Source organism: Nonomuraea fuscirosea (assembly GCF_003001935.1).
Taxonomy (GTDB): Bacteria; Actinomycetota; Actinomycetes; order Streptosporangiales; family Streptosporangiaceae; genus Nonomuraea; species Nonomuraea fuscirosea.
In genome coordinates this window covers 186,429-197,835 of record NZ_PVNG01000010.1, presented here as the reverse complement: position 1 = coordinate 197,835, position 11,407 = coordinate 186,429, and the positions used below count along the sequence as shown (strand labels likewise).

General features: G+C 72.3%; 7 protein-coding genes and 1 pseudogene. 3 read left to right on the top strand and 5 right to left on the bottom strand.

Going from position 1 to position 11,407, the window contains the following annotated elements:
• Positions 1–119: 119 nt before the first annotated feature.
• The 3 genes and pseudogenes from B0I32_RS23850 to B0I32_RS23840 form a co-directional block, all read right to left on the bottom strand.
• Positions 120–509, bottom strand: coding sequence for a TraR/DksA family transcriptional regulator (locus tag B0I32_RS23850; RefSeq protein WP_106243187.1), 390 nt, complete (start codon positions 507–509; stop codon positions 120–122).
• Positions 510–584: 75 nt separating this feature from the next.
• A pseudogene (locus tag B0I32_RS23845) lies at positions 585–1,579 on the bottom strand (winged helix DNA-binding domain-containing protein).
• A 443-nt stretch (positions 1,580–2,022) separates the two neighbouring features.
• A complete protein-coding gene (locus B0I32_RS23840) occupies positions 2,023–3,708 on the bottom strand; it encodes a serine/threonine-protein kinase (RefSeq protein ID WP_146178287.1) in 1,686 nt (561 codons plus the stop codon).
• Between the two features lie 258 nt (positions 3,709–3,966).
• Here B0I32_RS23840 and B0I32_RS23835 point away from each other — a divergent pair, with 258 nt between their 5' ends.
• Together B0I32_RS23835 and B0I32_RS23830 are read left to right on the top strand one after the other, a co-directional pair.
• Entirely contained in the window at positions 3,967–4,506 is a 540-nt protein-coding gene (locus tag B0I32_RS23835) for a PadR family transcriptional regulator (protein ID WP_106243182.1), read from the top strand.
• 75 nt (positions 4,507–4,581) lie between these two features.
• Positions 4,582–5,910 carry an FAD-dependent oxidoreductase gene (locus tag B0I32_RS23830; protein WP_106243179.1) on the top strand — a complete coding sequence of 443 codons (1,329 nt, stop codon included), beginning with the start codon at positions 4,582–4,584 and terminating at the stop codon, positions 5,908–5,910.
• Positions 5,911–5,957: 47 nt separating this feature from the next.
• Here the strand turns inward: B0I32_RS23830 and B0I32_RS23825 are convergent, their stop codons facing one another.
• Positions 5,958–7,451: a carboxylesterase/lipase family protein gene (locus B0I32_RS23825; RefSeq protein ID WP_106243176.1), complete on the bottom strand. Its 1,494-nt coding sequence runs from the start codon at positions 7,449–7,451 to the stop codon at positions 5,958–5,960.
• Between the two features lie 9 nt (positions 7,452–7,460).
• The gene (locus B0I32_RS23820) at positions 7,461–8,390 is read right to left on the bottom strand and encodes an MBL fold metallo-hydrolase (protein ID WP_106243174.1); all 930 of its coding nucleotides are present in this window, start codon (positions 8,388–8,390) and stop codon (positions 7,461–7,463) included.
• 119 nt (positions 8,391–8,509) lie between these two features.
• Between B0I32_RS23820 and B0I32_RS23815 the strand changes: the two genes are divergently transcribed.
• Positions 8,510–11,392: a helix-turn-helix transcriptional regulator gene (locus tag B0I32_RS23815; protein WP_106243172.1), complete on the top strand. Its 2,883-nt coding sequence runs from the start codon at positions 8,510–8,512 to the stop codon at positions 11,390–11,392.
• The last annotated feature ends 15 nt before the right edge of the window (positions 11,393–11,407 follow it).

Sequence of the window (11,407 nt, the reverse complement as noted above, 5' to 3'; positions counted from 1 at the left end):
CTACCTTCAACGCCCCTGGCCTGTCCGCGTTCTGCGGCACCTCGTCTACGCCGGAGGCACGACCGGGCCGAGCCGTACCGGATCACTCACTGCCGAGCACGGAGTCGATGCCCGTGGCCTTATCGGGAGCGGCGGGAGGCGCAGTTCACGCAGGTCTTGATGGCCGGGAGGATCTGCAGGCGCTCGATGGGGATGCGTTGCCCGCACCTCGCGCAGGTCCCGTAGGTGCCATCGCGTAGCCGCTCGGAAGCGAGGTCCAGTTCGGCGAGGTGTGCCAGGGTCTGATCGAGAAGGGCCTGAACGTGGGCCCGCTCGAACGCCGTGGATGTGCCCTCGGGGTCATGCTCGTCGTCGGAGGCCGTCAGCGCTGACGATGTGACGATCTCGTCCCGGTCGCGGCCCAGCAGGGCGATGCGGTCCGTGGTGCTGCGGCGGTCGGCGTCGAGTAGTTCGCGTATGGTCGCCTGCTCGGAGGGGGAGAGCGCGGCGTCCCGATGATGTTCGGTCATCACTGCTCCTCACCTTCCCCATCAGATTAGTCGCGGCCCTTCCCCAGCCGCACGCCCCGGAGCTCGGCCGCCGGGTCACGGCCAGCGCACCTCTGGGGTGCGTTCCACGAACTGCGCGTACCGCTCGAACGCCCGCTCAACCTCTGCCCGGTCGCTTCCGTGGAGTGGTGCGAGTGGTTGCACGGCGATCCGTACCCGGCTTTTCGTGAGGGTGCGTTTCCAGATGGCCACGACCCGGCCGGCGCGTACCACGGTGGACTGGAAGATCCCGTTGTTGCCGGGGATGATGGCCGCCTTGTGCTCGTCGGCGACCATGAGTGAGCGGTCTTTGTAGCCCAGCAGGTATTCGTCGAACCCGGGCAGCACGAGCAGCTCGTCGTCGCCGGCCGGGGGAGGGGTGGTGTCGAGGAGCGCGGCGTCGAGGTAGGTCTCCACGCCGTGGACGGTAACCCTGGCCAGCGCGTCGCCGGCCCCACGGCGATGCCGCGTTTGGCGTCGGCCGCGGTCAGGCCGGTCCAGCCCGCGAAGTCTTGCCTTGTGATCGGTCCACGGCCGCGGAAGTAGCGCAGGGCGATGGTGCCCAGCGCTTCGTCGCGCTCCGGCCGGTGCGGGTCGGGAACCCACTCGTCGAGCAGCACGAAGCTCTGCTCGTTGCCGATGTTGGGGGCGATGCACAGCAGGCCGCGCTGGCTGGCGTACCACAGCAGGTGGTAGCCGCGCTGGCCGCTGGTGTCGATGCCCTTGTCGGCCAGCGCGGCCAGGCACTCCGACCGGGTCAGCCGCCCGCCGCCGGTCAGAGCCGCGCCCAGCACCTCCATGGCCTGAACGGCGGTCTCCTCCGAGAGGCCGAGTTGTTCGCGCCGCCTCGCCGCGCCGTTCAGTGCCCGGACGCCCATGAGTTCGAGCATCCAGCGGGCGTCGCGGGACGGGACGAAATGGATGGTGCCGCGCATCGGCCAGGTGCGCAGCGCCTCACGCCGCTCCAGCGCGTCGGTGACATCGGCGGCGGTGAGTCCGGGCAGGCGCACGCCGAACGACCACAGGCCGCTGGCCAGGTCCTGCGCTTGCATCGCCCCCAGCCAAGTCACCACTTCGACCACGCTCGTCGCCCGCCCGGCATCGCCGGGCGACGCTCGAAGCAGCAGGCTGGACATCCGCAGGCCGAGCACTTGTTGGGGGGAGAGTTCCACCGATCAACCGTATCCTTCGCCACCGACAATCCCGCCGACGTAGTCGCCTGCCGTCCCGCCCAGGGAGGTGCGGGTGGGTCTTATGGGCGCCGGGCCTGAACCCTGTGTGTACGTCAGGCCACCCGCGGCCCCGCCGACCGGGTTCGACCGCCCCGACCGCTAGGGAGGGCCGCTAGGGAGGGCCGCTAGGGAGGGCCGCTTTCTCGCTGTGGGTGCTGAGCCAGCATCTCGGGTCCGGGATCCGTGCCGAGCACCTTCTCGCCGCAGGCGAGGACGAACGCCGGTGTCGGTGGAAAGGCGCCGCCGGGAGGCGATGTCCGGCGTCAGGGGAGCCGGGCGACGACGAAGTCGTCGAAATAGGTGCGGGTCTCGGAGACGCTTTCGACGAAGAGCCCGAAGCGGGGCGGGCCGACGGCCTTGTTCGCCTCGGTGTCGGCCAGCCGGATGACGAGCTGGTCGTCGGCCCACAACGCCAGATCGACCTGGCCGGCACCGCGTACGCACTCGGCGCGGAGCAGGGCGTTCCCCCTGGCGACGCCCTCCGGCAGCGGGATGTCGCTGGTCATGTTGCGCGGGACGCCGCCGACGACCTTGGCGATCTTCCCGTGCCCGTCGCCGCGGACCTCCAGGACGTACACGATGTCGTTGGCGACCTGGTCGTCCTTGGAGTACTCGCAGTAGACCCCGTTCCAGGTGTCGGAGCCGGCGTCCGAGAAGTTCATCTTCACCGACGCCAGCGCGCGGTCCGGAAGTCCCTTCTTCGCCGGCGCCGGGCTCCACCGGTGCCCGGCACCGCGCTTCAGCCTGATCGTGTACCGGCCGTCACCCGTGTAACCCTGACCGGTGTCCACCCGGGTGCCCTCGTTGTTCCAGCCCGAATTGTCGGCGGCGAACGTCTCGCGGTACACCATCTCGCCCCGGGGAGGCGTCTCCGGGGCCGAGTTCACCATCCACACCATCACGGCCGCGGCGATCAGCGCGCTCACGACCAGGGCCGCGGCCGCTCCGGTCAGCACGTCCCTCCGCCTGCGCCGTCTGCTCCCCTCCGGTAAGCGGTGCCGCGCCGACCGGGCCTGGCCCCGGCTCTCCCGGGCCTCCCGGCCTTCGCGGCTCTCGCGGTTCTCCCTGCGGAGCGGGCTCAGGTCGAGGCGTACGCTGCCGGCGACCTGGGCGGAATCGACGTCCGGACGTTGCACCAGCGCGGCCAGCAGTTCCTGCGCGGTGGGACGCTGCGCAGGATCCTTGTTCAACGCCGCCGCGACGATCGGGCGCAGACCGGGATCGAGGCTCCGCAGATCGGGTTCGTCGTGGACGACTCGGTACATCGCGTGCGGCAGGTTCGAGGAGGCGAACGGCGAGGCGCCCACGGTGGCCGCGACGACCACGCACCCCCAGGCGAAGATGTCCCCCGGCGGGCCCACCTGTTCCCCTTGCACCTGCTCGGGCGCCATGTAGTCGGGGGTGCCGAAGACCAGGTCGGTGGCGGTCTGCCGGTCGCCGGCGTCCAGGGCGCGGGCGATGCCGAAGTCGATCACGCGCGGGCCGAGGGGTGACAGCAGCACGTTCGCGGGCTTGAGGTCGCGGTGCACCAGCCCGGCGTCGTGAATGGCGGTGAGCGCGGTCGCCACGCCCACCGCGAGCGCCTCCACGTTGGAGCCCTCCAGCGGCCCGTTCTCACGCAGCATGCGCCCCAGGTCGGGCCCGGCGACGTACTCGGTGACGACCCACAGCGGCTCGACGTCCAACTGCGCGTCGAGCACCGGCGCGGTGCAGAACCGCCGCACCCGGCGCGCCGCCGACACCTCGCGCCGGAACCGCGCGCGGAACTCCGGATCGACGGCGAGCAGGCGGTTGATCACCTTGATCGCGACCGGCCCCGACGGCCCCTCGGCGAGGTAGACCGTACCCATGCCACCCTGCCCCAGCTTGCTGGCAATCCGGTACGGGCCGATCTGCACGGGGTCGGACGTTTCCAGTGCGGAAGCGGGATGCAGTCCATTGGACGTCACAATGGCCGATCCTAAGATGACTTATGCCGCGAAGTACCCACAACATGAAAGTGCTTGATAAGGTTCTGCGTTCGAAGTGGCCCATGATCTTCGACGGCTGTGGCCTCGGGCACAGGATCGCCCCATAAGAGTTCGCCCCGCGGGGCGGGCTCTTTTCTGTTGATCGCGGCACTGACGACCTGGCCTCCCGTTCACCCCGTACGTGTCCACTCAGCCGACCACCTTGCGCGGCGCGAGTACTCGTGTTTGAGTAGTCATATGCGAGCAACGCGTCTCTTCATCCTCGGCGCCCTGGCGGACGGCGGTCCCATGCACGGGCACAAGATCCGAGCCGCCGCCCAGATGGACCGGGTCGAGCTGTGGGCGGACATCAAGCCCGGGTCGCTGTACGGGGCGCTGCGCCGGATGGCGGACGAAGGCGTCGTCGAGGTGGTTCGCACGGAGCAGGAGGGCAACCTCCCCGCCCGTACGGTGTACGGCATCACCGCCAAGGGCCGCACCGAGCTCGTCGCGCTGATCAGGACGGTCCTGGCCGACACCAGGCTGCGGCCGGACGCGATCCAGCTGGTGCTCCTGCACAGCGGCGAGATCGGCCCCGACGAGCTGCGTACGGCCGTACAGCTGCGGCGCGACTCCTACGCCACCCAGCTCGGCTTCTGGCGCAACCTGCGTGTCGAGGCCGAGCCGCACCTGACCAGGTTGGAGGCCGTCGCCTTCGACTACACGCTGATGCGGCTGGAGACGGAGCTGGCCTGGCACGAGCGCTTGCTCGCGGAGCTCACGCACCTGGAGGAATGACCTCCCGGGCGCGCCCCCATCAGCGCGGGTGCGCCCCATCTCCCCGGGCGCGCCCCCATCGGAAGGAGAGCATGCATGTCTTCTCGAATCAGGCACGTCGCCGTGATCGGCGGCGGGATCGGCGGGCTCTGCCTCGCCCAAGGACTGCGGCGAGCCGGCCTGACCGTCACCGTGTACGAACGGGACCGATCAGCCGATTCGCGGCTCCAGGGCTTCCGGCTGCACCTCGAATCCACCGGGAGCACCGCCCTGCACGCCTGCCTGCCGCCCGCCCTGTGGGAGGTGCTGGTGGCCACCGCGGGCGATCCGGGGCCCGGGATCAGCTTCCGCGACGAGCAGATGCGGCCGCTCGTACGCATCGGGCAGAAAAGCCATAACGGCCGGAAGCCGGATCCGCTGGACCCCACGACCGGCCGGCATGCCGTCAGCCGCGTCACCCTGCGCAGACTCCTGCTGGCCGGCCTGGACGACGTCGTCCAGTTCGGCAAGGAATGCACCGGCTTCGCCCAGGAGGACGACGGGACGGTGACAGCGGAGTTCGCCGACGGGACCACCGCGACCGCCGACGTGCTCGTCGCGGCCGACGGCGCCGGCTCCCGGGTGTGGGGACAGCTCCACCCCGAGGCCGACCGCACCACACTGCCGGCGACGGCCATGGCCGGCAAGCTCTTCCTCACCGAGGAGAACCGGCGCTGGCTGCCGGAGGAGCTGCTCACCGGCATGAACGCGTTCTGGCCCCGCCAGGACTTCCTGTTCACCGCGGTCTTCCGCAGGCGCGAGAACCCGGCCGCGATCAACGCCCGGCTCGGCGACCGCGTACGCGCGCTCGGACTGGAGCCCGAGCGCCTGCTGGCGGACTCCCAGGACGACGACTACCTGCTGTGGGCCTTCATCGCGCACCGCGACGCGCTGCCGGGCTTCACGGCGCAGGCGCAGGCCGATCCGGCCGCGGTGCGGGCGCTGCTGGCCAGGCGGACCGCCGGATGGCATCCCGACCTGCGCCGGCTGCTCGCCGACTCGACCCCCGACACCCTCTACCAGACCGAGTTCAGAGCCGCGCGACGATTGAGGCCGTGGCGGACGAGCAACGTCACCGGACTCGGGGACGCCGTCCACCAGATGCCCCCGGTCGGCGGACTCGGCGGCAACACCGCCCTGCGCGACGCCCACCGGCTCTGCGCCGCGCTCATCGCCGCCGATCGTGGCGAGCTGCCGTTGTCGCGGACGCTGCACGACTACGAGGCGGACATGCTGCACCACGGCTTCGACACCGTACGGGAGGTCGTCCGCAACACCGACGCCGCGATCGACCGCAACCCGCTGCGACGGGCGATGACCCGCTGGTTCTTCCGCACCTGCGGCGCCGTCCCACCCCTCGGCCGAGCGGTGCTCGGCGAGCGCTGACCTGAAACCCGCCACCCGGCCTCGCGTGCCGAGTGGCGACCTTCCGGTCATTCCGGCCACGCCTCCAGTTCCGTGCCGCGTGGGTCGTCCGCCAGGGTCTCTTTCTTGTCGATGATCTTCGTGGTGCGGTGGGTCGCGTCGTAGCGGTTCCAGCCGGGGTCTCCGGCTCTGGCGAAGGTGATCCAGGCGGTGTGCGTACGGGTGGCGAGGGCTGCGGGTGGTTCGTCCGGGCCTAGCAGGGACTCAGGGCCGTGCAGTTCGGGCAGGGTGGCGGTGTCGAAGACGAACGGTAGTTCCATGGTGTGGGCCGCGCCGAGTTCGCCGTCCAGGGCCGTCGAGCGCCAGGCGAAGCTGTAGACGTAGGTGGCGGACGTGCGATGGCCGGCGTGCGCGTCGGCCAGTCGGCGGGTGCCCAGGCCGAACAGGGCGTCGCCCATGATCGCCGAGCGGAGTTCGCCGCTGGACGCGAGTGGGCGTGCCCTGCGGTAGGTCTCGACGAGACGGGCGGGCTCGCGGTGGGAGCGGGCGGCGGCGGCCGTGACGTCCGCGTCGGTCGAGGAGGACAGGGTTCCGAACGGTGCCAGGTAGAGGTTGCCCTCCTCGGTGGTGGTGCCCGTCAGCAGGTCCACGGCGGCCCCGCGGCCGGCGGCGACGGCCTCGGCGGGCTGCTGGTCGAGGACGACGCTGAACGGGCTGAGGCCGATGAGCGGGTCGTGGTGGGTGGCGGTGCGCAGGTCGATGCCCGACAGTTCGGAGATGACCTCGACGAGGCGCCGGTCGGGGACGTCGGCGAAGGACTCGGCACCGGGCTCGACGCCCAGCGCGGCGGCCGCGGCGGCGGTCACGCGGGTGGCCTGCTCGGTGGTGAAGGCCCCCAGGCCGCTGCCGCTCTGGACGATCGCGCGGCGGAACAGGCCCTCGGCCTCGGGCTTGGCCAGCAACGCGGCCACGATCGTGGCGCCGGCGGACTGGCCGAACAGCGTGACGGTCCCGGGGTCGCCGCCGAACGCGGCGATGTTCTCGCGGACCCAGCGCAGGGCGGCGACGACGTCGAGCAGGCCCCGGTTGTCGGGCGCGCCGGGCAGGTGGAGGAAGCCCGGGATGCCGAGCCGGTAGTTGAGGGTGACGAGGACGACTCCGTCGCGGGCGAAGGCGGCGCCGTCGTACACCTGAGACCGGGTGGAGCCGGCCACGAAGCCGCCGCCGTGCACGAAGACCATCACGGGCAGGCGCGCGTCGGCGGCGGCGGTCTCGGGGGTCCACACGTTGAGGGTCAGGTAGTCGTCGCCGGGGATCCAGCCGGGGCCGAAATATGGGGACATATCGATGCGGCCGAGCCGGCGTTCGGCCTGGGGCGCGTTCGGTCCCGGCTCGGTGGCGTTCCGTACGCCCGTCCAGGGATCGTGCGGGCGCGGCGCCTGGAAGCGGCCGGCGCCCACCGGGGGCGCGGCGTACGGGATGTTCAGGAAGACGACGGAGTCGTCGCCGCGCAGTCCCCTCACGGTGCCCTGTGCGGTGACGACGTCCACGTGCTGGTTCATCAGGTGTCCTCAGTGGTGGTCGGAGTACGGCGAGAACGGGGCCCAGCCCTTGACGGCGAACCCGCTGCCCTCCCGGATCAGCTCGGCCGCGCCGTGCCCGCCCAGGTGCGCGGGGATGACCAGGGCGTTGTTGTCGGCGGCCCAGCCGAAGACCTTGGCCCGGGAGGCGCGGGCGGCCGCCGGGTCCTCGCAGAAGCAGCTGTTGACGTCCGGCTCGACGAACTGCACGGGGTTGTGCATCATGTCGCCGACGAACACCGCCCGGTCGGCGCCCGACCGGAGGGTGAGCACGGAGGATCCGGGCGTGTGCCCGGGCGCGAGGTCCAGGCGCAGGTTCGCGTCGATCTGGTACGAGTCGTCCCACAGTTCGGTGAGACCCGCCTCGTGGACCGGCAGGACGCTGTCCTCGAACACGTTCTGGTTGCCCCGCCCGAACACCGTCGTGTGGTTGTTGACCGGGTTCCAGAAGTCGAAGTCGGGCTTCGGCATCAGGTACGTGGCGTTCGGGAAGGTGGGGACCCAGGCGCGGCCGTCCTGGAACGTGTTCCAGCCGACGTGGTCGACGTGGAGGTGGGTGTTGATCACCAGATCGACGTCCTCGGGCCGGACGCCGGCGCGGGCCAGGTTGGCGAGGAAGCCGGTGTCGAGGTAGCTCCAGACCGGCGCGTAGGGTCGGTATCTGTGGTTGCCGACGCCGGTGTCGACGAGGATGGTCCTGCCTTCGCTGCGCAGGAGCCAGGTCTGGATCGCGCTGTTGACGATTCCCGTCTCGGGGTCGAGGAAGTGCGGCGCCAGCCAGGAGGAGTTCCGCTCCCAGGCGTGCGGCGAGGACTCCGGGAAGAACTGCTGGGGCGTCATCTCGACCGGTCCGTAGTACTCCTGGACGCGGGTGATCGTGACCTCGCCCAGGGTGATCTGGTCGACGGGTTCGCTGGCCATGGAGATTCCTCCGCTCGACGGGTGGGATGCCGGAGAACGCCTCGGCCCGACCATCGTGCGCGGCGACGGCGGCCCATCGGTATCCGTCAGACGACTGCACTCGACGCGGGAGGTGCGTGATGGCGGGAGGACGTGCGCACGGGCACGCGGCGGGTCTTCCCGCCGTAGGTGAGCCGTCGGCCCTCGGGCCTGAGCCGTCGATCGTCGGGCGGGAGGCCGAGGTCCGACGGCTCGCCCGGGTCACCGGGCTCGGGGCCGACGTGCCGAGCGGAGACGCCCTGCTCGGAGCCGACGCGCCACACGGCGGCGTCCGACTCGCGGCCGACGAGGTGGGCGGCGGCGTTCTGCTCGTCATCGGGGAGCCGGGGGTGGGCAAGAGCACGCTGCTGGAGGACGCGGCCCGCCGCGCCGCTCACGCGGGTCACCGCGTGTTGCGCGCCACCGGCCGCGAGTCGGAGCGCGATCTCGCCTTCGCCGGACTGCACCAGCTGCTGCGGCCCGTGCTGGACGAGGCGGACGAGCTGCCCGAACGGCAGCGCCTGGCTCTCCTGGGGGCGTTCGGCTTCGCGGAGGCTTCCGGCGAGCCCCTGCTGACGGGACTCGCGGTTCTGACCCTGCTGTCCCGGTTGGCCGACCGGACGCCCGTGGTGCTCGTGGTCGACGACGCCCAGTGGATCGACGCCGCCTCCGCCGGCGTGCTGTCCTTCGTGGCCTGGCGGCTGGACGACGATCCGGTCGCCCTGCTGGTCGCCGTACGCAACGGCGAGCCGCTGCCCGGGTTCGACGACGCGTTCCCGGCGATCAGGCTGGAGCCGCTCGACGACGCGTTCCCGGCGATCACGCTGACCCCGCTCGACGACGCGGCGTCCCGGCGGCTGCTCGACCTGCGCGCGCCGGAGCTGCCGGCCGGGATCCGCGACCGGGTGCTCGCCGAGGCGGCCGGCAACCCGCTGGCGCTGCTGGAACTGGCGAAAGCCGCCCATTCTCGCGGCCTCGAACCCCACGACCACGGCCCGTTGCCGGTCGGTGAGCGGCTGGCGGCCGGCTACGCCGCCCAGGTGGCGGAGCTGCCCGAAGTGTGCCGCCGTACGCTGCTGCTGCTCGCGGCCGCCGACGTGGCGGATCCCCCCGACGCGGTCCTCGCGCTGCTGCCCGACCCCGACGACAAAACCTGGCTCACCCTCGAACAGGCGAGCCTGGTCGGCCGGGCCGGTCGGCAGGTGCGGTTCCGGCACCCTTTGGTCCGTTCCGCGGTCTACCAGTCCGCGCCCTTCGACGCCCGCGCGCAGGCCCATCGCGCACTCGCCGACGTCCTCGGCGACGAACCTGACCGGCGCGCCTGGCATCTCGCGGCCGCCACGCCGTACCCGGACGCGGAGGTGTCGGCCGCCCTGGAGCGTACGGCGGACCGGGCCCGCCGCAGGGGCGGCTACGCGGCGGCGGCGCAGGCGCTGGCCCGCGCCGCCGAGCTGAGCCCCGTACCCGGCGACGGCACCCGGCTGCTGGTCGACGCGGCGGGCCTGGCCGTGCTCACCGGCCGACTGGCCTGGGTGGAGGAGCTGGCCGAACGGATACGCGCCCGTACCGACGACCCCAACGCACTGGCGGCCGCGACCCTGCGCGTCGGCCGGCTGACCGCGCTGACCCGGCGGCACAACGCGGTCTTCGCCGAGCTGATCGGGATCGCCGGCGACCCGGCGGCCACGCACCCGGCGACCGCGCTGGACGCGCTCGCCGCCGCCGCCGTGCTGCGCTTCTACTCCGGCGAAGCGTCCCATCGGCAGGAGATCGACCGGATCCTGCCACGCCTGCCCGACGACCCGATGCGTGACTGGGTGCGGATGGTGGCGGACCCGTTCGGCGGCGGACGCGGGCTCGTCCCCCGGCTGCCGAGCATGATCGCCGCGGCCAGGAACCATCCGGAACGGCTGACCGCGCTCGCCGTCGCGGCCTGGATCCTGGACGAGATCGCCCTGGCCGTACGGACGTTCGACGAGGCGGTGCGGTCATGGCGGACCAGGGGGCCGATCCCCGACGGGCTGGCCGGTGTGGCGGCGCTCGCCTATTTCGAGTACGGCCGATGGGCGCAGGCGCGGGAGGTGTGCGCCGACATCGGCGCGCTGGCCGCCGGGAAGCTCGACCACGCGGCGGCGTGCGTGCTCGCCACCGACGCCATGGTGCTGGCCGCCCAGGGCGACACGGTCGAGGCCCGCGCCCTCGCCGAGCGGGCGTTGCGCCTGGTCGATCCGCTGGAGAGCCGATCGGTCGCCGTGCACGCCCGCCGCGCCACGGCGGCCGCCGCCGCTGCCGAGGGTGACTACGAGAGCGCGTACGAGCAGTACCGGACGCTCTTCGATCGCGGCGGAGATCCCGTTCACTACCACGCCTCCTACCCGGCGCTGCCTGAGCTGGCCGCCGCGGCGGCGCGCACCGGCCGCCACGCCGAGGCGGCCGAGATCGTCGAACGCTCGGCCCGGGCCCTGGCCGAGGGCGGCTCCGCCCGCCTGCACGCCCTCGTCGAACGCAGCCGTGCGCTGCTCGCCGCCCCGGAGCGGGCCGAGCGCGCCTTCCTGGCGGCGCTGGAGGAACCGGCGCTGGAGCAGCGGCCCTTCGAGCACGCCCAGACGCGGCTGGAGTACGCCGAATGGCTGCGGCGGCGGCGCCGCATCGCCGAGTCGCGACCGCACCTCGCGGCGGCGCACGACGTCTTCGCCCGGCTGGACGCGCGCCCGTGGGCCGAACGCGCGCGGGCCGAGCTGCGGGCCGCCGGTACGGACGTCGCCGTGCCGGACCCCCATGGCTTGGCCGAGCTCTCCCCGCAACAGCGGCAGATCGTCCGGCTCGCCGCCCGTGGCCTGACCAACCGCGAGATCGGGGAGCGGCTCTTCCTGTCGCCGCGCACCGTCGGGTCGCATCTCTACCGCGTGTTCCCCAAGCTGGGCGTCACCACCCGGGCTCAGCTGCGCGACGTGGTGGACGCGGGCGGCGTACCCCGGGAATGACGGGCTCTTCGGGGC